Source organism: Pseudomonadota bacterium, from assembly GCA_022361155.1.
Taxonomy (GTDB): Bacteria; Myxococcota_A; Polyangia; order Polyangiales; family JAKSBK01; genus JAKSBK01.
On the sequence record JAKSBK010000189.1, the window covers coordinates 1 to 24347 of the forward strand.

21 protein-coding genes are annotated in these 24347 nt (G+C 65.1%); 8 read left to right on the plus strand and 13 right to left on the minus strand.

The genetic code is table 11. The annotated features are described in order from the left end of the window. Together MJD61_06870 and MJD61_06875 are read left to right on the plus strand one after the other, a co-directional pair. The coding region (locus MJD61_06870) for a diaminopimelate decarboxylase (protein ID MCG8554997.1) at window positions 1-193 on the plus strand (193 nt) is incomplete at its 5' end. Window positions 194-402: 209 nt separating this feature from the next. Further along, entirely contained in the window at window positions 403-858 is a 456-nt protein-coding gene (locus MJD61_06875) for a GNAT family N-acetyltransferase (protein ID MCG8554998.1), read from the plus strand. 166 nt (window positions 859-1024) lie between these two features. On the opposite strand, the gene MJD61_06880 is transcribed toward MJD61_06875, so the two are convergent. After that, window positions 1025-2857, minus strand: coding sequence for a DUF2330 domain-containing protein (locus MJD61_06880; protein ID MCG8554999.1), 1833 nt, complete (start codon window positions 2855-2857; stop codon window positions 1025-1027). A gap of 251 nt (window positions 2858-3108) precedes the next feature. On the opposite strand from MJD61_06880, the gene MJD61_06885 reads away from it, so the two are divergent. After that, the gene (locus MJD61_06885) at window positions 3109-3765 is read left to right on the plus strand and encodes a glutathione S-transferase family protein (GenBank protein ID MCG8555000.1); all 657 of its coding nucleotides are present in this window, start codon (window positions 3109-3111) and stop codon (window positions 3763-3765) included. 43 nt (window positions 3766-3808) lie between these two features. Here the strand turns inward: MJD61_06885 and glsA are convergent, their stop codons facing one another. Genes glsA through MJD61_06900 form a run of 3 tightly spaced genes read right to left on the minus strand, consistent with a single transcriptional unit; the run spans window position 3809 to window position 7933 of the window. Next, window positions 3809-5485, minus strand: a complete 1677-nt coding sequence (gene glsA, locus MJD61_06890) for a glutaminase A (GenBank protein MCG8555001.1) — start codon at window positions 5483-5485, stop codon at window positions 3809-3811. Further along, complete coding sequence (locus MJD61_06895) at window positions 5424-6812, minus strand: ammonium transporter (protein ID MCG8555002.1); 1389 nt, start codon at window positions 6810-6812, stop codon at window positions 5424-5426. The genes glsA and MJD61_06895 overlap by 62 nt, the downstream gene beginning before the upstream one ends. Before the next feature lie 53 nt (window positions 6813-6865). Continuing rightward, window positions 6866-7933: a glutamine synthetase beta-grasp domain-containing protein gene (locus tag MJD61_06900; protein MCG8555003.1), complete on the minus strand. Its 1068-nt coding sequence runs from the start codon at window positions 7931-7933 to the stop codon at window positions 6866-6868. 439 nt (window positions 7934-8372) lie between these two features. On the opposite strand from MJD61_06900, the gene MJD61_06905 reads away from it, so the two are divergent. Both MJD61_06905 and MJD61_06910 read left to right on the plus strand, forming a co-directional pair. Continuing rightward, window positions 8373-8843 (plus strand): hypothetical protein, encoded by a 471-nt coding sequence (locus tag MJD61_06905; GenBank protein MCG8555004.1) that lies wholly within the window; start codon window positions 8373-8375, stop codon window positions 8841-8843. Next, entirely contained in the window at window positions 8840-10159 is a 1320-nt protein-coding gene (locus MJD61_06910; GenBank protein ID MCG8555005.1) for a HAMP domain-containing histidine kinase, read from the plus strand. The genes MJD61_06905 and MJD61_06910 overlap by 4 nt, the downstream gene beginning before the upstream one ends. A gap of 271 nt (window positions 10160-10430) precedes the next feature. Here the strand turns inward: MJD61_06910 and MJD61_06915 are convergent, their stop codons facing one another. The 5 genes from MJD61_06915 to MJD61_06935 all read right to left on the minus strand — a co-directional run bounded on the left by MJD61_06915 (window position 10431) and on the right by MJD61_06935 (window position 15957). After that, entirely contained in the window at window positions 10431-11141 is a 711-nt protein-coding gene (locus tag MJD61_06915; protein MCG8555006.1) for a response regulator transcription factor, read from the minus strand. Between the two features lie 472 nt (window positions 11142-11613). After that, complete coding sequence (arsM, locus tag MJD61_06920; GenBank protein ID MCG8555007.1) at window positions 11614-12600, minus strand: arsenosugar biosynthesis arsenite methyltransferase ArsM; 987 nt, start codon at window positions 12598-12600, stop codon at window positions 11614-11616. An 11-nt stretch (window positions 12601-12611) separates the two neighbouring features. After that, window positions 12612-12815, minus strand: a complete 204-nt coding sequence (locus MJD61_06925) for a zf-HC2 domain-containing protein (GenBank protein ID MCG8555008.1) — start codon at window positions 12813-12815, stop codon at window positions 12612-12614. Further along, window positions 12799-13335 carry an RNA polymerase sigma factor gene (locus tag MJD61_06930; GenBank protein MCG8555009.1) on the minus strand — a complete coding sequence of 179 codons (537 nt, stop codon included), beginning with the start codon at window positions 13333-13335 and terminating at the stop codon, window positions 12799-12801. The genes MJD61_06925 and MJD61_06930 overlap by 17 nt, the downstream gene beginning before the upstream one ends. 249 nt (window positions 13336-13584) lie before the next feature. Continuing rightward, window positions 13585-15957 (minus strand): protein kinase, encoded by a 2373-nt coding sequence (locus tag MJD61_06935; protein MCG8555010.1) that lies wholly within the window; start codon window positions 15955-15957, stop codon window positions 13585-13587. Window positions 15958-16235: 278 nt separating this feature from the next. Between MJD61_06935 and MJD61_06940 the strand changes: the two genes are divergently transcribed. Beyond that, the gene (locus MJD61_06940) at window positions 16236-16949 is read left to right on the plus strand and encodes an endonuclease/exonuclease/phosphatase family protein (GenBank protein MCG8555011.1); all 714 of its coding nucleotides are present in this window, start codon (window positions 16236-16238) and stop codon (window positions 16947-16949) included. A gap of 121 nt (window positions 16950-17070) precedes the next feature. Here the strand turns inward: MJD61_06940 and MJD61_06945 are convergent, their stop codons facing one another. Both MJD61_06945 and MJD61_06950 read right to left on the minus strand, forming a co-directional pair. Further along, complete coding sequence (locus MJD61_06945; GenBank protein MCG8555012.1) at window positions 17071-18201, minus strand: DUF3179 domain-containing protein; 1131 nt, start codon at window positions 18199-18201, stop codon at window positions 17071-17073. A gap of 362 nt (window positions 18202-18563) precedes the next feature. Next, entirely contained in the window at window positions 18564-20132 is a 1569-nt protein-coding gene (locus MJD61_06950; protein MCG8555013.1) for an AAA family ATPase, read from the minus strand. A 501-nt stretch (window positions 20133-20633) separates the two neighbouring features. On the opposite strand from MJD61_06950, the gene MJD61_06955 reads away from it, so the two are divergent. Then, complete coding sequence (locus tag MJD61_06955; GenBank protein MCG8555014.1) at window positions 20634-21461, plus strand: sigma-70 family RNA polymerase sigma factor; 828 nt, start codon at window positions 20634-20636, stop codon at window positions 21459-21461. 14 nt (window positions 21462-21475) lie between these two features. On the opposite strand, the gene yihA is transcribed toward MJD61_06955, so the two are convergent. Both yihA and murJ read right to left on the minus strand, forming a co-directional pair. After that, a complete protein-coding gene (gene yihA, locus MJD61_06960; protein MCG8555015.1) occupies window positions 21476-22117 on the minus strand; it encodes a ribosome biogenesis GTP-binding protein YihA/YsxC in 642 nt (213 codons plus the stop codon). Between the two features lie 24 nt (window positions 22118-22141). After that, window positions 22142-23749: a murein biosynthesis integral membrane protein MurJ gene (gene murJ / locus MJD61_06965; GenBank protein MCG8555016.1), complete on the minus strand. Its 1608-nt coding sequence runs from the start codon at window positions 23747-23749 to the stop codon at window positions 22142-22144. A 223-nt stretch (window positions 23750-23972) separates the two neighbouring features. On the opposite strand from murJ, the gene rpsT reads away from it, so the two are divergent. Further along, complete coding sequence (gene rpsT, locus MJD61_06970; GenBank protein ID MCG8555017.1) at window positions 23973-24236, plus strand: 30S ribosomal protein S20; 264 nt, start codon at window positions 23973-23975, stop codon at window positions 24234-24236. Window positions 24237-24347: the final 111 nt, after the last annotated feature.

Sequence of the window (24347 nt, forward strand, 5' to 3'; positions counted from 1 at the left end):
ACCGCTGCCGCCCCTGCAGAGGGGGGACCTGCTCGTTATCAGGGGTGCCGGGGCGTATGGAGCTTCCATGGCGAGCAACTACAATGGGCGCCCACGAGCGCCTGAGGTGATGGTGGAGGCCGACCTGACGCAGCTGATTCGCTCTCGCGAAACCATCGAAGACACGTGGCGCGGCGAGATGTGTTGTACGTGAGCATCCCATGGTAACCGTTCAGGCTCCTGGAAGTCGGGTTTTCAGGCGGTTTTCTGGGCGAGCGCGCCCGCAGGAATCGCCCGAGGAGTGCTGTACGGCTGCGGTTCAGATCAGCTGCAGCGCAGGGCGAGGACGAGGACGAAAGCCGCCCAGAGAGCCGCCTGGGAAGCCGTCGGCGAGGCGAAGATCCCGGTGAACGGCTACATCCCATGAAGACCAGCGTGGAGCGGTTGTGCGACCATCCGGGGTTGGTCTCGCAGGTTGCGGACTGGTTGCTCGGGGAGTGGCCCGGGTTCTTTTCGGTGCGCGATCCCAAGAGCTATCTCGAGGCGCGCCTAGAGCGTCACAAGCTGCCTCTGACGTTGATCGCATTGCGGGGCCAGGAACCCGTCGGCACGGTAGCCCTCAGCCCCAGGAGCTTGCGAGCCTACGCACACCTTTCGCCGTGGATCTCCGGGCTGGTGGTCCGGCGCGGTTATCGCCGTCATGGCATCGGCAGTCAGCTGGTTGCCTCTGCGACCGAGCTGGCCTGGAGCCTGGGCACTCGGCGCCTGTACGTCGCGGCCTGCTACCCGAAGCTATTCGAACGACTCGGCTGGCGTCTCATTACCAGAGCGCATCATGGCGGCCGGCGTATCGCCGTAATGGGCCTGTCGCAGCGCTGAGAGCAGCAGCGCTGTTCTTCGCGCTCTACAGCAGAACCAGGCTCTTGCAGTAACCTGAACCAGCGGTTCCCGCCGAGTCCGCTCGTGGGCCAGCCCATCGACTCCGAGCGGTCCAGCATCAGATGGATCGCCACCGGGGCCGGCTCGGCCGCGACGAAGCTCCGGGTCAACGCCGGCGCCGCAGTCGCAGCCCAACAACCAATCCCAGCACGCCCAGCGTGGCCAGCCAGGCGTTGCCTCCCGCTCGCGACCCGCCAGGCAGCGCACACGAGCAGCCTTCTTCGCTGCTGGCGCTCGGATCGAGCACGCCCGGCGTGACTATGCCGGCTCCTGCATCTGTGCCGGCCCCTGCCGTGCCGCCTATGCCAGCTCCTGGTGCGCCGCCGACCGTGCCGGCTCCCGCTCCGCCGGCCACGCCGGCGGCGCCTGTGGGCAGCATCGGGCTCGTGACGGTGGCGTTGTGGGCGGCCAACGCGGCTGCGATCGCGGCAGTGTTATCCATGACGGTGTTGCCCGCCCCCGTTGTACCCACCTCGAAGATGCGACGCGCGGCCGGCTGCGTTGCCGTGGGGTCGGGCCACGTGCGGCCCATTCCACGCACCTTGTCGCCTTGCGGTAGGGTGATCTCCCAGGTGCCGCCGCACTCGATCACCTGCTCGGCCACGTGGGTGTTCGAGTAGTCCGGCAGGTCCGGATTGAAGTCAAACTCCGGGTCCAGCGTCATCTCGCTTGCCGACATGGTCGTGTACAAGCGAGTAACGTAGGGACGGCTGCTCAGCAGCCGCTGGGTCTCGATCATCGGCTTGACCACGTCCTCGTACAGCGCGCGAAGCACGTCCGCTTCGATCACGCTGACCCCGGGCTGACCGATGTAGCAGCGCGGGCATTGCTGGAAGTCCGCGAAGGGAAGGCCGGGAGGCAGCGTAATCCCCTTGCGCAGAGCATCCTCGTAGCCGTCCCAGGCCCCGTAGACCTGCTGCAGCATGACCAGCATCGCCACGGGGCCCGGATAGTGCTGCGACATGATGCTCTGCCAGGTAGCCTCGTCGCTCGGGCTGAACACGACTTCGTCGAGGCCACTGGTGGGCGCGGCCAGCTCGGTCACGAAACCCTGCCCATTGGCTTCATCGGCGGCGTCGCTGACTACTTCGTTGTAGTTACTGTTCGGGTTGAACCAGTTCAGGCGCGCCTCGTTGAGCTCGAGGGCCTTGTAGTTGGCTGGAATGGCGCGGTTCGCACCAACGACCCAGACCATGATGCCCATGTTGTCGTTGGCTGCCACGGCGGTCGGCACGATCGGGATGCTCGCTCGCTCGGCGTTGTAGGTGATGATGATGGGCCGGATCGAGCCCTCGTTATTGCCCTTGGTCAGCCGGAACGCGAGCAGGTTCATGCCCTTCATGAGGTAGGGAGCCAGCACCCGGGGCCCGATCGCGGTGACGTCGTAACCGTTATCGGTCAGCCACTTGACCGCCACGTCGGCCGGAGCGTTGGGGTCGACCAGCGAGATGACACTGTAGTCGTAAGGGCCCACCGTGCCCTGGTCGCGCACGACCACCGGCGGACCGGCCGGTGGTGGGGCTGCAAACCCCGCAGAGCCCCCAACAGCGGCGGGAACCCCGGGGGCTGCGCTGCTCGGACCGCCGCAGGGCAGCACATTTCGCTGCAGTCGATACAGGGGATTCGACGCCTGCTGCAGCCGCATAAAGGCCTGGTCCGAGGACACGTTCACCTCGGGAACGCCCGGAACCGGTAGCACCCAAGCAAAGAGCTCGGAGGGCCCTTCGTACAGGATCTGCACCACGGCCGTTAGCGTGCCATCCCCGTTGTCGACGAACATAATGCGCTCGGCTGCTTGGTTGACGGGTTGTGCCTGGGAGCAGAACAGACCACCGCACGCCGCGACCGGCTGCGCCAGAGCAGTCAACGTCCCCGCGACCAGCAGGGCACTACTTCCGGCACGCCAGTTCCACGCTCGGACTCTCCATGCTTGCATCATTGTTATGCCTCGTTTTTCCGGACCGGCACCTGCTGGCCTAAATCGACTAGTATCACCTCTGCTCGATCGAACGAGAGATCAGCATGATCGCTGACCGCTGACCATGACTTTAGCATACTGAGCTTTATCTCCGATCGCGTGTTCAACCTCGGCCAGCCGACCTGACCTGAGTTGCTGCGTTGAGTGGCGGCCGTGGGCCTCGAGCATGCGCTCGTCTTGGGCTAGACCGCTGCCAACAGGAGCACCAGAGCATGAACGAGTCTGCTCGGCCGCACGTAGTTCACTTCTATGACTCCCGTATTCCGTCGGGCAACGCGTACAAGGTCCACCTGCTGCTGCGCCAGCTGGAGGCACCTGCCTACGCAACCACGGAGCTCGACCTGCTCGCGAGTCCGTCCGATACCCGCCGCCCGGCGTTCCTGGCCAAGAACCCCAACGGTAGGATCCCCACCGTGGAACTGTCAGATGGCAGCCTGTTGCCCGAGTCCAACGCGATCCTCTACTACCTGGCCGAAGGCACGCCGATGCTTCCAGCCTCGCCACTCGAGCGCGCGCGGGCTCTAGCCTGGATGTTTTTTGAGCAGTACAGCCACGAGCCCTTTGTGGCCGTGCTCAAGTTCTGGACCTATTGGGGCGGATTGGAGCACAAGGCGCCCCAGGAGCTAGAGCGGCTGCGAAAGCAAGGTCAGGCCGCGCTCGATGTGATGGAGCAGCATCTCGACAAGCACACTTTCTTTGTTGCAGAGCACTACTCGGTAGCGGACATCTCCTTGTTTGCGTACACCCAGAGCGCCGAGACGATCGGCTACCGCGTAGGTCCGAGGGTCAAGGCTTGGCTCCAGCGCGTCGCAGCACGACCCCGCTACATCCCGATCAAGCCCGATCCGCTCGGCAAGATTCCTCGCTAGTGCCCGTCCCGAAACTCCGGACCGAGCATGGCGCAGCGCCGGGCTACCGCGCGCAGCGCCGGGCTCCGTGGCGTTCGAGGAGGGCGGCGATGTCTGCGTGTCCCTCGCGGTAGGCATCGTCCAGGGGACTGCCGCCCCATCGATCGCGGGGATTGAGCGAGCCGCCTCGAGCGATCAGGTAGTCGATGACGTGCTTGTGGCGGCCGCAGGTTGCGAGGTGAAGGGCTGTGCGGCCGTCGTAGTCGCCCGTGTCGATGTCGACGCCCCGGGCCACCAGGCGCCGTACGGCACCGAGGTCGCCCTCGCTGGCCGCCCAACAGAGCTCCGTAACGCCTTCGCAGCGCAACCGGGACCTCGCAAGGCGCGGGTCCTTGCGTTCGCGAACCGCCCCCACCAGATCGTCGTAGTTGTGGAACTTGAAGGTGCTCACCAGCTCCCGGAAGAAGTCGACGCCTCGCACGCTGTTTCCTATCTCATCCAGTCGCGGCGACCAGGTACACAGGCCGGCGACGTTGGGGACGGCGGCGTAGACGGCGCCACCCACACCGCTCTTGCCCGGCATACCGATGGAGAACGCCCACTCGCCAGAGAAATCGTACATGCCGCAGGAAGACATGAGCGACAGGCATTTCCGCACGGTGTCCGGCTCGAAGACCCGTTCGCCGGTGGTGGGACAGATGCCGCCGTTGGCAAAGGTAGCCGCCACCACCGACATGGCCTCGGTGGTCATCTCCAGAGAGCAGCACTGAAAAAAGAACTCCAGCGTCGCCGCCAGGTCCGTCCCGCTCGGGAATGCGCCCTTTTCCCGCATGAAGTAGCCCAGGGCGAAGTTGCGATCTGCGGTCTGTCGTTCGGACAGGTAGGTGGGGTTGCTGAACCCCGGCTTTTTGCCGCCGGCGAGCCTGGTCCACACATCGATCACCAAATCGAAGCGATCGGCGCTGGTCAAATCGGGACGAATCAGCGAACAGGCCATCACGGCCCCGGCGTTGATCATGGGATTGTGCGGAAGGCCGGCCCTGTTCAAGGTCAGCTCGTTGAAGCTGTGCCCACTGGGCTCGCGACCGATGTGCTGGTGCACGATCTTCTCTCCGCTGCATTCCAGAGCGATGCAGTAGTTGACAGGCTTGCAGCACGATTGCACGCAGAAGTCCATCCTCGCATCGCCCGTGGAGAAGCGCTGGCCGTCTACGGTGCAGATGGCCACCCCATATTGATCGGGATTCACCCTAGCGAGCTGCGGGATGTAGCTGGCAACCTTGCCGGCTTCGTTACCCTTGGTCTTTTCGTAGAGTGCCGCGATGTCGGCACAGAAGGCTTCGAAGTCGGGAATCACCAGATTTCCCTGCAATGCGCGCTCGATCAGCACGATTGCGGGAGCGATGACGGTGCGGAATTCGTCGTACGACATGCGGCCGCGCTGTTTGGCGTTGACCGTCACGTTCTCGAGGGCTGCCACGCTTTCCAAAAGGCGGGGGTCATCCGCTAAGAGCCCCATGCTGCAAAGGGCGTTCATGAAAACCTCGACGGCAAGAGACTCCTCGTCGTCCGCGCGCAACGCATCGAACAGGGCGCGCTCGCGGGCTTGCCTGGCACTCAGGGTCGGTCGTGGCCCCCCGTTCGATCGTGGATCGACGCCGGAAGTTCTGGTCCCGCCGCTATCCTGCTTGCGGCCTCTCGTCCGCTTCGCGGCGGACACCTGCGGTTGCGCGTTTGACATACCCGTCTCCTCCCGTCTTGCGTGGCGCATCTGTTTCGAACGGCAAAGGTGATAGGAGGGCCGGATCGCCACGGTCCATGACGTAACCAGCTTCTCCGTGCTCGCTGGCGTCGATGCCAAGCACTTCCTGTTCGGCGGAGGGCCGCAAGGCCATGAACATCTTCATGGCATGCAGAATCACGGCCGTCCCTGCAGCAGCCAGGGCGGCGCTTGCTGCTACGCCGAGCAGCTGCAGCAGCAGCAATCTCGGGTTTCCGTAGAGGAGGCCGTCGGCGCCGGCCGGGTTGACTCGTGTGGTCGCGAACACGCCGGTCAGCAGAGCCCCGACGATTCCGCCGATTCCATGGCAGGCAAACACGTCCAGGGTGTCGTCCAGTCGGGTCAGCTTGCGCCGGAACAACTTCATCGCCCGATCGCTGATGATCACGGCGATCGCGCCGATGGCCAGGGCCGCCATGGGCGTAACGAACCCCGCAGCCGGCGTGATCGCGACCAGACCTACGACGGCAGCGATCGCAACCCGAACGGCGGAGGGCTTGTCGCCCCGGATGATGTCGCTGGCAACCAGAGCGACCACTGCCGATGCCGAGGACAGCATGGTGGTCACGAAAGCCAGCGCCGCCAACCCGTCGGCCGCCAGGCTCGAGCCCGCGTTGAAGCCAAACCATCCGAACCAGAGCAAGGCGGCGCCAAGCAGCACGAACGGCACGTTGTGCGGCCCCGCGGGCGCCGGTTCGTCTCCTCCTCGATGCTCCGCGGCGGCTGCCGGCCGGGCACGCGGCCCTATGACGACGGCCGCCACGAGCGCCGAAATACCCGAGCTGATGTGCACCACCGTTCCACCGGCGAAATCAAGCGCGCCAAGCTCGCGGATCCAGCCGCCGCTGCCCCACACCCAGTGTGCCAGCGGATCGTAGACCAAGAACGCCCACAGCACGATGAACATCGCATACGCCTTGAAACGCATACGGCCGACCACCGCGCCGGAAATCAACGCGGGAGTAATGATGGCGAACATCATTTGAAACGCCATGAACGACAGATGTGGCGCCGTGGGAGCGTAGTCGGGGCTTGGTTCGGGCCCAACGCCGTCCAGCCCCGCCCAGGCGAGGCTGCCGAGCCAAGCAGAGCCGGGGGAGAAGGCCAGGGAATAGCCCACCAGCGACCACTGTAGGGCGATGACACCCAGTGCGATGAAGCACATCTTCATCGTATTGAGCACCGCCCGCTCGGGGACGAGCCCCCCGTAGAAGAACGCTAGTCCCGGCGTCATGAGCAAAACCAGCGCGCAGGACGTGAGCAACCACGCGGTATCGCCTGCATCCATGGATCGTCGTCCCGTGATCCTGTTTGAACCGGCTCACAAGTGCCTGGCAGCCGTCAGGCAGCCAGCTTGCCGACGTCCATTCCGCAGACGGTCGTGATGATGGCCGCACAAACCAGGTAGGGATCGCAGTTTGCCCCTGGTCGACGGTCCTCCAGGTAGCCGTGGCCGCGCGCCGCCACTGCGCGCGGAATCCGCACCGATGCACCACGATCCGCCACGCCGTGGCGGAACTCGCTGATCGCGCAGGTTTCGTGCAGGCCCGTCAGTCGCTCGGCAAGGCCGTGGCCGTAGAGCTCGATGTGCTCGGCGTGCAGATCCCCGAGACGCGTGACCGCGTCCTCCAGAGCCGCCATGCCGGTTTTGGGATCCCGAGTGGCCTTGGTGGAGAAGTTGGTATGGGCGCCCGCGCCGTTCCAGTCGCCCTTGACCGGCTTGTTGTCCAGTCGCACCGAGATGCCGAAGTCCTCGCCCAAGCGAGCCAGAAGCCAGCGCGCGAGCCAAAGGTGGTCGCTCACCGTGAGCGGGTCGGCAGTTTCGCCCTCGAACCCGCGGTGCCCGATTTGAAACTCCCACTGTCCCGGCATGACTTCTGCGTTGATACCGTAGATCAAGAGGCCCGCTTGAATGCACGCGCGCGCATGGGCCTCCACGAGCTTTCTGCCGTAGACATGGTCGCAGCCGACGCCGCAATAGAAGGGCCCCTGGGGAGCCGGATAGCCTCCGTCCGGCCAACCCAGAGGATTGCGGCCCGTGAAGAGCGTGTACTCCTGCTCGAAGCCAAACCAGGGTTCTAGGGCTGCCCCTCCGCTTTCCAGCACTCGGCGGAGCTTCGCGCGCTGATTCGTGGCATGCGGGCTGCCGTCGCCGTTCAGCACCTCGCACATCACGAGGTAGCAGCCGTCCCCCCGCAACGGATCGGCGGCATGGGCCACCGGCTGCAAGGTAAGATCGGAATCGGCGCCCTTGGCCTGGTAGGTAGACGAGCCGTCGAAGTTCCATACCGGAAAGCTCCCGACTCCCACGTGCGGCTGGGCCGGTGGTTCGATGAATCGCGTCTTGGACCGCAAGCGTTGTGTCGGTGTCGCTCCGTCCAGCCAGATGTACTCTGCTTGGCTTGTCATTCCCCTTCGCTCCTTTTTTGGATGCTTCGCCGGCTCGGCGCGTCGACTTGTATCCAATAGACGCCACGCCGCCATCCTCGCATTGAGTGCGCTGGACGGTTCTTTTTTGCTAACGCACGTACGCCATTCGTGCCGAAGACTCGCGCTTCCCAACTGCGTGGATCGCAGATAGACTGCGTTGCCGGAGGGGTTCCAACGAGATGAAGTGCCATGGCATCGAAGGGAGATGCGAACCCAACGGGACCTTCACGCTGTGCAGATCCCGGCTTCGGTGCACCGCCTTGTGGCCACGCTCGCTGACTCTGGACGTAGGTGTTTCGCTCGTTGTCTCGGCGGAACTTCTGGTCCCGGCACGCGTAGCAGAAGCAGGGGACTGCGAATTGGAGGCTGCGATGAAGCGACATGCGCTGTTCCGCTGCCGTTGCTGTGGCCGAAGGCCATGCGCTCTGGGCGGTCCGGTTGCTTTCCGGCCTGCGCCGACGGCTCACAGGCCAGGGACTACGGCGCCAGGGACGGCGAGCTTGTCGCTGCTCCCGAACGCGATGGCATCGTTGTTGCCCTGTGTTCAGGCACCCAGGGTTTCGCCGAAGACGAGCGGGCCCTGTTCGCGGCCGTTGGCTCGGGCAAGGCCTACCGCACGGTGCTTCTTGCAGAGGCACCGCAGATCGTCCTGGCGCGCGGGGTACCGGCGACGGACCTGTCGTGCGCCACTCGGGAGCGGTATCGAGTAGTGCACTGCTTCGGACGGTCGAAGGCTCGCGCGGGTTTGTCCTCGCATTTGCGGCCCCACGCCGCACGACCAGAGCGGGCCTTGCCGCGAATCGGCGGACATTTCGCGGGCACGCGCCCGCTTCGCGCCCTGGGACAGCAGGTCGCGGCTCGGGTCAGGCTCGCCCGGGGCCTCGCATGACGCCTGGCGCCGGCGGCGGTGGCCTCTTCAGCCTGCTCGCCGCGGCCTACCTTGGCATTGGCTCGCTTCACCTGCTCGAAGCGGCGGTTCTCTTTCACCGGCAGCGCGAGCCGGCCGAGGGGCAGCGCCTGCTCACCTGGAGCGCCGCCCTTGCGGTCTACTTCGTGCATACGAACCGCACCGACAACGAGCTGCTCGTAGCCATGGGCCTCGGCAGCCAACTCGTTGTCTCATCCGCGCTTGTGGCTCGGCTGTGTTGTTACGCTCGAATCCCTTTCTCGTGGTCCCACAGCGTCGTCCCCTTTCTCCTGGCGCTGCTTGTGTCCACGCTCTTGCACCTTTCAAGACGTGGTTGCGTATGGGTCGTGGCGCCGGCCGCGCTGGCAAGTGTGTACCCGCTGCTGGCGTGCTGCTTCCGGTTGCGCGGCTTTCGTTGGCGCAGTGTTCCCGCCAGGGGGTACATGCGGGGTTGTCTCGTCTTGGCGCCCTACCTGCTGTCTCTGCCTCTTCTCGTGCGAGAGCCGGCTCTGGCGCCCTACGGCCTGCTGCTGCTGCTTTGCTTGCTTATCGGGCTCGAGATGCTCTGGCAGCATACGATGCTGCACGTCGCAGGCGAAGCGAGCCGGCTCAAGGACGAGTTCGTCTCGAACGTCAGTCACGAGATCAGGACGCCTCTGCTGGGCGCGCGCTACCTCACGGACAATCTTCTAGAGGGGCTGCATGGCGCACTGTCTCCGGCGCAAGCAGCCTGCGTAGAGAGTATCCGGAAGCAGCATCAGGACTTGAACAGACTGCTGGCCGATATTCTCGACATATCCAAGATCGAGGCGAACCATCTGACATTGAAGCTGGAGCCTGTGCCCGTTCAAGAGATCGTGAACGAGTGTGCGGGGCTGATTCGACCCGCGCTGGAAAACAAGCGCCTCCATTGGCAACTGGACGTTCCGGACCGAGACGTGGTGGTGTGGGCGGACCGTGCACGGGTGAAGCAAATTCTGATGAATCTGCTCGACAACGCCGTCAAGCACACCACTTGCGGGAGAATCGGTGTTGGATGCCGGCAGGAATGTGGAACCGCAGCGATCTGGGTGTCCGACACCGGTTGCGGGATTGCGCGGGACGAGCAGGCGCGCATATTCGAGGAGTTCCACCGGAAGAGGGGCGCAGGAGCCGGCGGTTTCGGCTTGGGCCTCTCGATAGCGCGCAAGCTCGTTAAATTGCAGGGCGGCCAGATCCGCGTCGAAAGCACGCTCGGGCAAGGCAGCCGTTTCACATTCAGCCTTCCGCTGGCCGCCGAGCAACGAGCCTCGTCGTGACAGCTGGTGAGCAGCTGCGTGCGCAGGCCCTGGCAGCCGCCCCAAGCCCGCATCAATCACCAGCCTCCGGCTCGATCGGCCGATCCGCCCGCGCAAGCGGCCGCGTCCTCGTTTCCAGAGCATCCGCCAGGATCGCAGGAGCGAAGCGACGAGAACTCCGATGGTGTCGACCATGCCTCCGGTGCCTCAACCGCGGATCGGCCGCCAGCTCAGACGCCTCGACCGATCGAGCTCGAAGTTGGTGACCGATGCGGGCAGGGAGGCGTTGAGCTCAGGTCAGTCTTCTCGCAGCAGGTTGCGTGTCATCGACGGAAATGAGCCCGTACTTGATCGCAAGGGCTATCGCGTGTGTCTGGTTGCGCGCACCCAGCTTCGAGTAGATGCGCTGCAGGTGCTTGCGAACCGTGTTCTCCGATAACGCGCCGTCGGTCCTTCCCAGCTCAACCGCGATCTCCTTCATCGAAAGGCCCCTGTGGGCAGCAAGCTTGATCACTTCAAGCTCCGCTTTCGTCAGCTGACCGGGACCCAGAGGCAGTCTGTCCGCCCGGAGGTTCCTGAGCGCAAAGAGCAGCTTCCTCTGAAGCGGATTGCGCTGCGCAAGATGGCCACGCAGGGTCTGGAGCATGTGATCGGCGACGGTTTGGGCGGTGGCGTGCCCCTTGAAAAGGTAGTCATCCGCCCCGGCATGGATGGCTTCCACCACGTGGGCCTGATCCTCATAGACTGAAAAAACGAGGACGCGCGTGCCTTCAGACACCTGCTTGAGCCGCCGCAGCGTCTCGATACCGCTCACGCCCGGCATGTGAAGGTCGAGCAAGGCCAGGTCGGGCCGGTGCTCCTGTGCAAGCCTCAGGGCGGTCGGTCCGTCTGCGGCCTCTCCCACGACCACCAGCTCGGAGCCGCACCTTGCGCGCAGGAACGCTGCGATGGACTCCCGCAGTACAGGGTGGTCATCGACAAGGATGATCTTGAACCTCGTCATGGTGCTCGTGCGTCGGGTCAGCGGGGTAAGGTCCCTCAAACGAACAACTCATGCGCCTGGCCGGTTCCGACCCCCGCTGACTGTATTGCTCCTCCTCGAAGTATCCCCAATATTCCTCGCCGTTGCGCCTCGCCGGCGGCGCCCGCTCCTCGCCCAAACACGCAGGTTGTTCTTTCGAGGGCCCCTAACTGGGTCAGCGCGACGTGCCCATTCCGGCCCCCGGCGATGCGGGGGAAAACAGACTGGGCATGCGTGCACCAACCTACGCCCGCCAGACAGTCCCGCCAGACAGTCCCGCCAGACAGTCTAGCCGGAACAGCCAGCAACCCTCCTGTTCCCGGAACTCCACGGTCCCGCGCATAGGATCATGCGTAACGGCATCGTGTAATCGAATCTGCGCGAGGATTCAAGGGCGTGTCTCCGCCTACGAATCTGAGCTCCGCCTCGGTCCACTTCTATGTTTTCGCGCCGGCTAGCAGCAACCGTCGCCGGGGTAGTGCCAGGTGGAAGGGGTCAGCACGATGTCGTCGCGCTCCAGCGACGCCAGCGCGCAGGCGGTCTTGTCGCAGACGCCGGCGGGCAGGTTGCGCGTCAGCGAGTGTCCTTTGCCATCGTCATAGAATTCTTCGGAGCCCACGTAGGTTGCGGTGCGTCCAGTGAAGATGCACGGCCCGTCCTCGGCAACCGGGTCCTTGATCGCGACGATTTCGACGCTCTCGAGCAAGAGAGGCTCCGCTAGCCCGTACTGGGAAGCTCCGAGCACCCGGTAAGGGCGCTTGGCGCGCACCTCGATCGTTCCGAAGCCAGCGTCCACGATCGCGCCCAGGTACTCGTCGAGCTTCAACGCTCCGGACAGGCACTGCGCCCTCAGCTTGGGATCGTCCACCAGATTCTGGGGGAGCGGTCGAGTAGCCACCGGATCGCTCAGAGCGAGCTTACCCCGTGGCCTGAGCACGCGGTGCATTTCTCGGAGCGCCCGGGATAGATGCTGCCGAGTGAAGATGTTGAAAAGGCAGTTCTGCGACGCCAGATCCACGCTTTCGTCTCCGATGGGAAGTGATAGCGCGTCGCCTTTCCTGAGTGTTACAAAGTTCCGCCGAAACCAAGGATTGAGCTTCTCCGCCAGATCCAGAAGCGCGCTAGCCGTTTCCAGCATTTCGCTGACCTTGTCGAGCGCGATTACGGCGCCTTCCCTGCGCATGAACCAGCTCATCTGAAGAGCTTCGAGCCCCGCGCCCACGCCGACGTACAGTGCCGTGTTGGCGCTGCTGAGATCGCTCGGGTGAACCGTGGTTCCGCAGCCGTAGTTGCGCTCGATCATTCCTTGAGGAATCGTCAAGCCCGGTAGCTTCCACACGGGCGTCTGGGTGCAGCAGAGGCTGGGCTGCGGCGAGTCGGCGGCTCGCGCATACAGCGATTCCACGTCTTCGAGGTAGTCTTCGTCCAGAGCGGAAACCATGGTGCTTTCGGTTACCTGTCGTGCCCGCGCTCGGGCTGCGGTGGATGGTCACGCAGCTCGCCGAGCAGATGCACGGTCTCTTTGAGCGACTTGTAGAGTTTGAGACAGACCCTGCACATCGCCAGATGAGCGTAGATCTGCATGCGCCGGAAGAACGAAAGCTCGCCATCCACGAGCTCGCTCAGCTCCCGACTTACGTCATCGCATCCCAGCATCTTCCAACGCCTTACGCAGCTTGTGTCGGCCGCGGTGAAGCAGCACTCGCAGGTGGACCGGCGTCACCCGCAGGGACATGCAGACCTCGCCGCGTTCCACTTGTTCTATGTCGCACAGAAGCACGGCCAACCGTTCCAGGGTGGTCAGTTGGCCCAAGGTGCGTTCCACCACCTCCAGCGCGGCTCTGCGATCAAGTCGTCCATCCGCCTCCCCGGCCGCGTAGGGCGCAAACGTGCGCACGGGAGCCGCTTGCTCTTCGGGCTCGGCCGTGACCATTTCGCGCTTCGTCCGTCTATAATGGTCCACGATCTTGCGGGCCAGGATACCCGCCATCCAGGTGCGCACGCTCGAGCGACCCTGGAATCTCGAGCCTGCTTCCAGCGCCGCAACGTAGGTTTCCTGGACCAAGTCTCTGGCAACGGCCGCATTGCGCACCGCGCGAACGGCAAGCCCATACAGTACGGGCTCTGCGGCCCGAACGACTTCCTCGGTCACCACCGGCTGTGGCCGCGCTTGCATCTGAAGGGCTGGCTTACACGGCTTCAAAGCTGGTGGCAACAATGCCTGAGGGTGCAACGCCGTCGATATCATGCCGTACAAACCACACGTGAGCGCCAAACGCAGTGCGATCCGCCAGCGAGTCTTGGCCGCCAGAAGGCCTGGGTTCTCCCAGGCGGGTCATCGCTTGACGATTCCCCGTGCGTCGCGCTGGGGCCCGGTAACGTTACAGGAGCGTCGAGTTGCTCGGCAGCTAGACTCGAATTGAGCCTAGCGGCGCCGTTTCTGCAGCCGTTTCAAGAGAGCCGCCGCCCGCTCTCTGACCTGGGGGTTCTTGTCCTTCTTGGCAGCGGTTCGAAGATAGGGCACGCCGGCACGACCGATCTTGCTTGCGAGAAGCGAAGTTGCCGTGCGTCGGGTCCTGTGGCTACCCAGCGCGCGAATGGTGTTGCGGATGAGGGTCGGCCGTTTGCGGTAGCTGCGGTCGTTGTCGATGGCGTGAGCGTATCGGGTCAGCGCGTCGCTCCACCACTGCCTTTCAAAGAACAGATTGCCAAGCCAGTAGGCCAGGTACGCGTTGCGGGGATGCTCGCGGCGCAGTTTCTGTAGCGCGGCGATAGCCTCCTCCTGCTTGCCGCGCTTGAGCAACCTGCGGATGTCGCTGAGGGTCCGTGCCTGCTTCCGCTTGTGTGAGGCTGCGGCTGCCCTGGTGCTGCGCCGTCTTGGCGGGCGTGGCTTGGGCTTCGGCCGCTTCGCGCGCGCTGCGGCAGCCGACTTCCTCGAGGCAGGGCGCGCCTTGCGCGTAGCCGATGCGTTTCGTGCGGCCGCGTGTGAAGCTGCCGCGCGTCTCTTCGCTCTTGCTGGAGCGGCAGGCCGACTAGCTTTGGGCTTCTCGGTGACCGCAGTTTTCGTTGCCGCCTCGAGCGATTCCGAGCTGGCGGCGGCGCGTCTCACCCTTGGCTTCTTTGCGATGGCCGGTTTCCTCGCCGCCTCGGGCGGCTCCGGGGCGTCCGAGGGCGAGGCGGTCCCTTCCGCCGGCGCCGCCGCGGGCACGCGCTGGTCAGACCGTGTCGACGAGTCGTCTCCGCTTGAGCTGGGCGCGCCTACTGGACGAGCGGGGGGCGCCAGCGCCTTGGCCGCCTGCGCTGCCGCCACGATCGTTTCGGGGGCAGGTCCAGGCGGGTCCTTCTTCGGTGTGGTCCCGGCATCGCGATCCCGCGGCGGCACAGCTGCGCTTGAAGTGAGCACGGGCGGTTGATCGCTTGTGGATGGCCCGTCTGCGCGTCCCGGAGCCGAGGCCGGTCCCGAAACGGGCGCCTGGCCAGCGCGTGCCTTGTTCGCGCGCTCCGGATGCGTCGAGGCTCTTCGAGCTTGGGCCGTTTCCGTTTTTGCCTCAGGTCTCTTGGCCGCGGCCCGTTTTCCTCGAGCAGCGGTCGCTCCACTTGCTGGGCGACGCTCCTGGGGGCCGCTGTCTCGCACGACCAGAGGGTCGTGTTCCGGGCGCACGAACGCGACCCAGACCAGGCCGCCGGCTCCAAGCAGCAGAGCCACGGTCCCCAGGCTGACCCCGGCGCCGGTCATCCGTCCCCCGCTGCGTGCGCGTCCCGGACCGGGTGGAGGGGCCGCGGCTTCCGGCGGTGTCGGGGGTGGCCTTGAAGACCTGTGCCGCCCCTTGCCGGTGGCGCCCATCTCCCCGACCGGCAGCTGCTGAGTAGCTGCGAAGGCCAGGCCTGCTTGCCCACTGGGGGGGACGTGGCTCCACTCGGGCACGGCCCGAAGGCCGGCCGTGAACTGCGCGGCCGTCTGGAACCGTTGCTCCCGGGACTTGGCAAGTGCCCGGTCGGCGACGCGCTGCAGGGGTGCGGAGAAGCTGCGTTCCGGGTTGACATCGGCAAGCCGCGGCGGCGGGTCCTCGCGGTGCATGCGCAGCACTTCGAAGGCGGATTTGTCGACGAACGGCCGGCGTCCGGTCAAGAGCTCGAACAGAACCACACCAGCCGAGTACAGGTCGCTGCGCGCATCGACCGGCCGCGCCCAGCACTGCTCCGGCGACATGTACATGGGTGTGCCAGCCACCAGGGAGGCATTGGACTGGTCCGGATCGTGCTCGCCCGTGCGCAGCTTCGCGAGCCCGAAGTCGAAGATGCGGATGTGATCGCCCATGCCCGTTGCTGCCGAGAGCATGATGTTGGCAGGCTTGATGTCCCTGTGCACCACGCCCTTGCCGTGGGCGTGTTCCAGTGCGGCCAACAGCTGGCCGACTATGGGCAGCGCACGGGCGACCGGCAGCATCCCCTGATTCGCCAGCAGCTCCTGCAGGGTCAGCCCTTGCACGAAGTCCATCACGATGTAAGGCGCGCCCTGCACACCAAAGTCGATCACGGACACGCAGTAGGGGTGCGACAGCTTGCTCATAGCCCGAGCTTCTCGCTCGAAGCGCTCCAGGAACTGGGGCTGCTCCGCATACGCCGTGTGCAGGAACTTGATCGCGACCGGCCGCCCCAGCCGCAGCCGTTCGCCGGCGTAGACGATCCCCATGCCACCTTCCCCAATGCGCTCGGTGATCCGGTAGCGGTCGCTGAGCACGCTGCCCAGCCTGGGGTCCGCGGCTTGCTGCCGCTTGTTCGGTTCTGGATTGGTCATACGTGCATGCCGGCCGCGATGCGATCCTCGATACTCGCCGATTCCCTTGCGGAACTCCACGGGGGATGCAAGGCTGGAGCACGGTGCACTGGAATCCGGAGGGAATCCGGACCGATGCTCCAGCTCGGGTCCGACCGGAGCCGCTGGTTCGACCGGAGCCGCTGGTTCGACCGGAGCCGCTGGTTCGACCGGAGCCGCTGGTTCGACCGGAGCCGTCGTCCTCGGTGTCGAGTCTCGGTGAGCCGCATGCGGCGCGAGTCAAAGAGAGAATGGCCTCGATGCGGATCCGCATCATCACCTACAACATACGCAAGGGACTGGGGGCCGACGGTCGCTCCAACATGGCAGATGCGCTGGCTCAGGCGCTCGACGGGCAGGACCTGGACCTGCTCATGTGCCAGGAGGTGTTTCATGATGGCCGTACGGGCGCCTCGCAGAGCACCGAGATCGCGGAGGCGCTGGGACTCGAGTCGTATTATGGCGCAAACCGCTTTCGTCGCGTGGGACACCATGGGAACACAACGTTCTCGCGTCACCAAGTGTTCAAGGTCCAGAATCATGATATATCCACCAATCGTGTGGAGCGCAGGGGTGCTCTCTATCTGCGGATCGGGGTGCGCGGGCGGGTCCTGCACGCGATCAACGTACATCTGGGCCTGAACGCCAGGCAGCGGGCTACCCAGATCATGCGCGTGGCCGAGATCGTGGAGGCGTGCTGCCCCGAAACGGAACCGGTCTTGCTGGCAGGGGACTTCAACGACTGGCGGCGCAGCCTGGACGCGGTGATCACGCGCGAGCTGGGCTTCCAGAATGCTTTCTCCTCGGCAGTCGACGACAGTGTCAGAACCTGGCCGGCACGCAGGCCGGTGTTTCCCCTAGACCGCATCTATGTTCGTAATCTCCGTTCGTTGGAGGTCGAGTGCCTTCGCGGTGACCCATGGAACGAGCTTTCGGACCACTTGCCGCTCCGGGCCGATCTACTGCTGCCCTGAAACACCGGGATCACTTCTACGGGTCGTGCGGCTGCTCTCCGCAAGTCCGCATGCGCGGCGACGATTCGTTCACCGACCTTGGGGCACGAGCCCTTACCCGGCGTCGTGGGGGTCTCGCTCTTCAGCGCGCCGGCAGCTGCGCCCAGGCCGGCGGCTCGTACACGTACGAGTGAGGCTCGAAAGCCAGCCAGGCAAACGAGAAATGCACGCCGCGAACGACCGGCTCGAGCTGGTGACCGCGCAGCCGGCCGTTGACCGCCCGGCCCAGCAGATTCCATTCCGAACCGGTCTGCAGATCGATCGTGCGCCCATCGTACCTGGCGAAGCGCAGCGTTATGCCGGTCACCACGCTGCTGAACGCGTTGGCGGAGCGTATGCGCCGCGATTCGCGGATATTTTTCTGATCCAGCACCGATAGCGTTCCCGGTCGACTCAAGACCACGATGGGCTCACCGGCCACGACGTCGTTGATGAGCGGCATGCGTTCCAGGACCGAGTGGGGATAGAGCACGTCCTGCCCGCGCACGGTCACACGCAGTACGCGCTCGAGCGGCGGCAGACGCCGATCAAAGCCCCTTTCGAAGCTGAAGGGTGGCTCGCGGATTCGCTCGTAGCCCTGGTACGGGCTCGTGCCGTAGGGCCGCCTGTAGCCGGTCTGCCGCGATAGGATGCGACCCCGCGGATAGGTCCGCCGAAAGCTCTGGTAGGGAACCACGCTGTAAGGGATCTGCGCCAATACGCGACCGGCGTGCGCTCCGACCACGCCTTCGCCGCTCAGCTGCTGCCACCAGCTGTGAGTCTGCCGGTCGTACATGATCAGGTTGCTACGTCGCACCTGACCTGTGCTGCCGAAGTCGAGCACCTGCCCTTGCAGACGGCGATCGAAGACCGCCGGTGAGTTGCACAGCGCGCTGTAGGTTACCGTGACGGGCAGGCCGCCTATGCGGTCGTTGACGATGGCATGCCAAAGCAAGATCTGCAGTGGATACGCGCGCGCCTGTTGTGCAAGGTGCACAACCACCACGGGTTCGTTGGGATGGAGCCACGGGTCGGCTTGCTCCGAGTTGACCCAGTGAGGCGAATCGATGGCCGGGATGGCGTCCCTCGCCGGCCCCGCAGGCTCGATCTCGTCCAGATTCACGCTGGCGCTGGTGAAGTCCGTGAGCTGCCAGCCCCAACGGTTGGCCAGCCCCGAACCGTCGACGAGCAAACCGCCCCAGCAGCCGACGACCCCGAGCAGCGCCAGGTCCACGACGGCCGCCAGCGGCGTAGAGGTGCGCCGGGTAGACCGAGAGCCTCGTAGCGAAATCGGTCGTTGCTTCGAGGAGGACTGATTTGTTGGCGCTCGCTTGATTCTCAGGCCTTCGTGGGGCTGTGCCAACGCAAAGTCCCCAATTTCAGGGTAGCAGCCCCTTGTCCATAGACGACCAACTTTCCCCTTTTTGTTGTGCCTGTCAGGGGAGCTTGGGACTGCAACCGTTCGGCCCCCTCGAACACCCCCGGTGAACGGTTAGGGCCCGGGGGGCGATCGCATCCACCCTGCGCTGCGCGGCCGGTCTCGACCAGATATTCTCGGACGGGCCCTTACCTGAGCGTTGACCAGAAGCTCGCACGTCAACGCATATGTGGGCAGCCCCCCAAGGCTGCCAGTCGCTCGCGCACTCGTGCCAGGTTTTCTTCCTCGGATCGCGTCGTGTTCAGACACAGATGCGCCTGGGGTTCGAGCTCCGTGACCGGTGTCCAGGCGGCTGCAAAGGCATCGAAGATGTCGGCTCTACCGTCGCTTACGCCGGCCCGGGTCTCCCTTAGCTGCAGGCGCGCAAGGCAGGTTTCTCGAGGAGCCTGACATTCCAGAAAGAGGAACGGAGCTCCGTGCATCTCTGCGATCTCTAGTGCGGCCTGCCTGAGTTGGGGTGTGCGGAAGCTCGCGTCGAGCACCACCGGCCGGTTCGCTTCAAGGACACAGCGAGCGCGGCGCATGATCTCGTCGTACACGCGTGCGCTGAAGCTCGGGCTGTAGGCCCCGTGCCAGCTTTCGTGCAGCAGCGGCGTCGTGGGGGACACGCCCGCCAAGAACTTGCGGGTCCGATCTGCGTCGATGACGGGAGCGTTCAGAACCTCGGCCACTCCTGCCGCGAGCGTGCTCTTTCCGCTTCCGATCAAGCCACCGATCGCCACCACGATGGGCCGCAAGAGCGGACCGTGCGTTGCCGCGAGCGCCAACAGATAGTAGCGACGGGCTTGCTTGCGTGCGGCATCGCGCACGGCACTCGACGTCTGGGCGTCGAGGGTCAGGATGGAGCTCACCTTACCCCGTACGTGGGCTCGATAGCTCTCGTAGAAGTCCAGTAAGGGGTACAGGTCGTAGTCGTTGGCCTCGCGTGCGTAAGCAGCCACGAAGCGCTCGGATAGATCGCTCCGATCATGCCACGCGAGGTCCATGGCCAGAAAAGCGATGTCGGCGCACACGTCTGCGTAGCGAAAGCGGTCGTTGAACTCGATGCAGTCGATGACATCCCAGCGGCCGCGCGGGTCGAGGTACGCGTGCTCGAGTCGCAGGTCCCCGTGCCCGTCGCGAATGCGCTCGTTCCGAACCCTGGACTCGAAGTGCTGGGCCTTTTCGCGTACGAACGCGTGCTGCCAGTGCTCGAGCTCGCGAATCTCGCTGGACGAAAGATAGCGCGGCAGTGTTTCCCGCGTCTGCGCGAAGTTCTCCGTTACGTTCACCGTGATCGCTTCAACCGATCCATACTTCGCGACGTGCTCGCCACGTTCGGCGCGCGCGTGAAAGGCCGCAAGGAGGGCCGCCAGGCTGCCGAGCTCATCTGGGCCCAGGCTACCTGCTTCGAGAAGTCTCTCGGCGTTGTGTGCGTCAGGAAGCCGTCGCATCTCGACTGCCCAGTCCACCGGGTCGCCCGCGCGCCCCAGGCGATGCTTACCCTGTTTGTCGCGGGCAACCGGAACGACACGCCGGTAGACGTCGGGCGCAAGACGTCGATTCAGGTCGAGCTCCGCCTCGCAGGCCGCGCGTCTTTTTTCCAAGGTGCTGAAGTCGAGAAAGCCGAGGTCGACCGGTTTCTTGATCTTGAAAACGCTGCGCTCCCCCAGAAACACGCGCGAGATGTGGGTCTCGCGCAACTGGAAGCCCTGGTCGACCAGGTCCTCGCTCAGGCGTCGGGTCACGATGACATCACCACTTCGATTTCGATCCATCCCGTCCGGCGGTGTTGCGTCGCCTTCGAATACAGGGAGTCCCACGATCCGGCACATCTGGTGTTGAAAAGCACCATTGGGAATGGGTGCTGAACTCGAGACTTGTCTGCGAGCGACCCGTGTGCAGGTGTCCTCTTGAGCCTGCAAGCGACTTGGAGAGCGCAGCAAGAGGCGTGCCGCCACCTGGTGTCGCTGCAGCGGGAGGATTGCGGATTCGTCGCGCAAGAAGTGCGCGAGCCAGGGCGTGGGGCGAAGGCCTTGCATGACGCCCAGGGCGCTTGGCGGTCCAGGCGGCGGTTTGTGGCGGGCTCCCTCGAGGTTTTCCGCGCTTCTGCGCTCGGGAAGTCTCTTGGCACGCGTCGTGCTGAACCATGGCGTGCAAGTTTAAGGTGCGCTCTACCAGCGGCGCCCGGCTCTCACCGGCCCGCAACAGTCATGGTCGAGCGGCTCCCAACGTCAGGAGGTGTAACGGTGCCCGAGCAAGCAGCCCATCCTGAGTCGACACCGGCTACGCGTGTCTTGCGCGCAGCCAGGCAGGCCCCGTTGCTGACACACGATGAGGAGCGGCGGCTGTCGCAGCGGGTGCATGGAGGTGACAGGGATGCCACCGAGATGCTGCTGATCTCCCACCTGCGGCTGGTGATCTCGATCGCTCAGGGCTACGCCCGGCACGGCATACCGCTCGAAGACCTGATCGGCGAAGGCTGTGTAGGGCTGGTGGAGGCCGCCCGGCGTTTCGAGCCGGAACGGGGAACTCGCTTCGCAGTGTACGCCGCGTGGTGGATTCGTGCCCACGTGCGCCGCTACACGGTCGCTAATCGGCGTATCGTGCGCGCACCCTCGACGCGCGTGGCCCGCCGGCTGCTGGCCCAGCTTCGAAAGACCCAGCGTTCGCTGGCACAGACGAGCGGCGGTCCCGTGTCGAGCGATGTCGTTTCCAGGGTTCTGGGCGTCACCACGGAGGAGGTGCAGGACATGGAGGCCGTGCTGACGGGGCGAGATGTGCCGTTGGCTGCTGGCGGGGAGGAAGGCTACGAAGTCAGCGACTCCTCGCCATCGCCCGAAGAGCGCGCTGCCGAGGCCGAGTCGCGCCGATTGCGCGAGACGGACGTGCGCCGGGCCCTGGTCCAGCTCGACGAGCGCGAGCGTGAGATCGTCCATCGGCGTTACTTGGAGCCCGACAAGACGAGCTTGGCCACGATCGCGAAGAGCATGGGGTTGTCCCGCGAGCGCGTGCGACAGCTCGAGCAGCGTGCCCGCTCCAAGATGCGCGGTGCGATCCCTCGCCACGTGGCCTGATCCGGGGTTGCGGGTTACGCGAGCGTGGGCGGCGCGGCGAGGCTCGCGATACCGCGCCACAGGGAACCGAGCCCCTGTTTGCTGGTTGCGCTGACGCCGAAGACGGGGTGCCGGCCTACACGCTTGATGCGGGACAAAGCAGGTTTGCGCTGGCTGCTCGAAAGCTTGTCCAGCTTGGTGACCGCCAACAGGATCTCGATGTCGAGCCCTTCAAGGAAAGCCATCAGCTGCGTGTCCGAGGCCGTTGGCCCGTGACGCGCGTCCACGATCGCCACCGCGCCCGCTGGTGACGCCCGCGCAAGGTAGGCTTCGATCAACGAGCGCCATCGCTCTCGCTCCCGCTTGCTGCGTCGCGCGTAGCCGTATCCCGGAAGGTCGACCAGCTCGAGGCGCAGACACTCCTTGGTTGCGCCATCCGCGGCGCGTTGATCGCGCGGCAGGCTGACCTCCACCTGCACGCAGCGAATCGCACGAGTACATCCCGGCGTCGAGCTGGTGCGGACGAGGTCTCTTCGGTTCAGCAGCGCGTTGATGAGGCTCGACTTGCCCACGTTGGAGCGCCCGGCAAAGACCACTCGAGGGACGTTACCTGACGCAATGCCGGCGGGATCGCGTAGCTCCTGGAGCAGCAGCGCGCTGTGAATGCGAACGGACATGGACCTCACCGAAACACGCGAGCCCTAAGAACGCTGCGGGCGCCTCGATCGAAGCGCGCGTACGAGCTCGCCTAGCTCGGGGCTTCCGAGCAGGTGGGCCACGGCTACATAGACCATGCCACCCACCAGCACGGCCGCAACGAACACGGAAAGGTTTCGAAGGTCGTTGCCGCCGCGTTCCCACTGACCCATACCGATCGTCAGGTGCGCGCACAGGCCCATGGCGATCGCCGCGGACACGAAACGCAGAGTGGAACGTGCGAGCGTGGCGAAGGGGTACGGGCCGATCCGCCTCCTGAGCAGTCCCAGCAGAGCAGCCAATTGCACCATGGCTGCGAGCGAGTTGGCGGCGGCGATTCCCGCATGCTGGAGCGGCTCCATGAGTGCCAGGCTGGCACTCACGAATACGCACAAGTTCAGGAGGCTGCACACGACGGGCGTCCGGGTATCGTTGTAGGCGTAGAACATCTGCACGGTCGCCCGGACGCTCGCGATCGCCCAGACACCGAGCGCCATGAACGTCAAGGAGCGCGCCGTCTCGGCGACCTCATGGGCTTGAAACGAACCGCGGCCAAAGAACACGGTGACCGCGGGCAGTGCCAGCACCGCCAGAGCGATCGAGGCAGGGATCGACACCAGGAGCGAAAGCCGCAAGCTGTGTCCGAAAACTTCCTTGGCCTGCTGGTGCTGCTCACGGTTTACGAGATCGGCAAGGCTGGGGAGCGAGGCGGAGGCGATGGCCAGCGCGAACACCCCCTGGGGAATGTCCACCAGTCGTTGTCCATAGTACAGAAAGCTCTGAGAGCCACCGGGCAGGTAGGAAGCGAAATGGCGCGAAAGCAGAATGTTGACTTGGTAGGTGCCAGCACCAAGGGCGACCGGTCCCAGCAGTCGCAGGGTCTTGAGGACCGCGGCGTCCCGGAAGTTGAAGCGGGGCAGCTGCAGGAAACCGGCTGATCTCAGTGCAGGAAACTGGGCTACCACCTGCAGCAGTCCGCCGGCCAGCGCGGCGAGAGCCAGCGCTCCCACACTCGGAAGTCCCAGCGCAGTCGCGGGCGGGACCAGCAGGAACGGGGCGGCGATCATGGCGACGTTGAGCAGTGCAGGCGCGAACGCCGGCGGCGCAAAGCGCCGGCTCACATGAAGCGCCGCCATTGCGAGCGCGGCCAGCCCCATGAACAAGATGTAGGGAAAGACGACGCGTGTGAGTGTTACGGTTGCGTGGAGTTTCTCTGGTTCTCGTTCGAACCCGGCAGCGTAGAGCTCGACCAGCAGCGGGGCGGCCAGCACGCCCGCGGCACTGACCAGCGCAAGGATGATCAGCATCACTCCCGTTAGCGACGCGTAGAATCCGCGGGCGCGGGCAGCACCCTCGCGCTGCCGCATCTCCGAGAGCACGGGCACGAACGCGTTCGCCACGGCGCCTTCGGCGAGCAGCGCCCGCAAGGTGTTTGGGATCGTGAATGCAACAAAGAAGGTGTCGGTGGCGCGGACGCTGAACGAGGCCGCGATCACCAGGTCGCGCGCCAGCCCCAAAAGACGCGAGGTCAGCGTGCCCAGCGCGATGACGCCGGCACGCCGCGGCAGATCCGGCGGCCGTTGATGGTCAGCGGTCCTAGTTGGCGTGCCCATGGTGCCAGTATCCGTACCCCCGCGGTGGCGGCAAAGCTCGATTTGCGTTCCAGGAGGCGCCGGCGTCATGCCGTGGGTTCACCGCGGGCCCATTGTCCAACCTGTTTTTCCTGTCAGGATCGGTTTGCTTGACAAGCCCTGGTTCGACAGGTAGCCAGCGTTGTCGTCGTTTGCTCGCTCAAGCGGCGCGCCTTCGGGTAGCCCAGAATACCGGAGAGCACGAGTGGCAAACCACCGTTCGGCGAAAAAGCGAATACGTCAGACCCTGAAGCGCACGCTGCGCAATAAGCACATTCGGGCGACCGTTCGCGGCAGCATCAAGCGGGTGCGGGCGGCGATCGGCGAGCGGGATGCGGAGGGGGCGAATGCGGCTCTGGCCCTGGCTGCGAGGCATATCGATCGGGCGGTCTCCAAGGGGGTGTACCACCGCAAGACCGGCTCGCGCTACATCTCGCGCTTGAGCGGGCAGGTCGCTCGCCTTAGCTAGTTGCCAATGCGCGACAGCGACCCGCCCTCCGATCCGAGCAGCGCCCAGCGGACCATCGCAGCCGCTGCTAGCGCGCACCCTCATGGGGTCGGTTCTGCGTCCGGACCGGCA

Coding starts and splice junctions, on each gene's coding strand:
- MJD61_06875 (MCG8554998.1), top strand. CDS start 403: ATGAAGACCAGCGTGGAGCGGTTGTGCGACCATCCGGGGTTGGTCTCG.
- MJD61_06880 (MCG8554999.1), bottom strand. CDS start 2,857: ATGATGCAAGCATGGAGAGTCCGAGCGTGGAACTGGCGTGCCGGAAGT.
- MJD61_06885 (MCG8555000.1), top strand. CDS start 3,109: ATGAACGAGTCTGCTCGGCCGCACGTAGTTCACTTCTATGACTCCCGT.
- glsA (MCG8555001.1), bottom strand. CDS start 5,485: ATGTCAAACGCGCAACCGCAGGTGTCCGCCGCGAAGCGGACGAGAGGC.
- MJD61_06895 (MCG8555002.1), bottom strand. CDS start 6,812: ATGGATGCAGGCGATACCGCGTGGTTGCTCACGTCCTGCGCGCTGGTT.
- MJD61_06900 (MCG8555003.1), bottom strand. CDS start 7,933: ATGACAAGCCAAGCAGAGTACATCTGGCTGGACGGAGCGACACCGACA.
- MJD61_06905 (MCG8555004.1), top strand. CDS start 8,373: ATGCGCTCTGGGCGGTCCGGTTGCTTTCCGGCCTGCGCCGACGGCTCA.
- MJD61_06910 (MCG8555005.1), top strand. CDS start 8,840: ATGACGCCTGGCGCCGGCGGCGGTGGCCTCTTCAGCCTGCTCGCCGCG.
- MJD61_06915 (MCG8555006.1), bottom strand. CDS start 11,141: ATGACGAGGTTCAAGATCATCCTTGTCGATGACCACCCTGTACTGCGG.
- arsM (MCG8555007.1), bottom strand. CDS start 12,600: ATGGTTTCCGCTCTGGACGAAGACTACCTCGAAGACGTGGAATCGCTG.
- MJD61_06925 (MCG8555008.1), bottom strand. CDS start 12,815: ATGCTGGGATGCGATGACGTAAGTCGGGAGCTGAGCGAGCTCGTGGAT.
- MJD61_06930 (MCG8555009.1), bottom strand. CDS start 13,335: ATGCAAGCGCGGCCACAGCCGGTGGTGACCGAGGAAGTCGTTCGGGCC.
- MJD61_06935 (MCG8555010.1), bottom strand. CDS start 15,957: ATGACCAATCCAGAACCGAACAAGCGGCAGCAAGCCGCGGACCCCAGG.
- MJD61_06940 (MCG8555011.1), top strand. CDS start 16,236: ATGCGGATCCGCATCATCACCTACAACATACGCAAGGGACTGGGGGCC.
- yihA (MCG8555015.1), bottom strand. CDS start 22,117: ATGTCCGTTCGCATTCACAGCGCGCTGCTGCTCCAGGAGCTACGCGAT.
- murJ (MCG8555016.1), bottom strand. CDS start 23,749: ATGGGCACGCCAACTAGGACCGCTGACCATCAACGGCCGCCGGATCTG.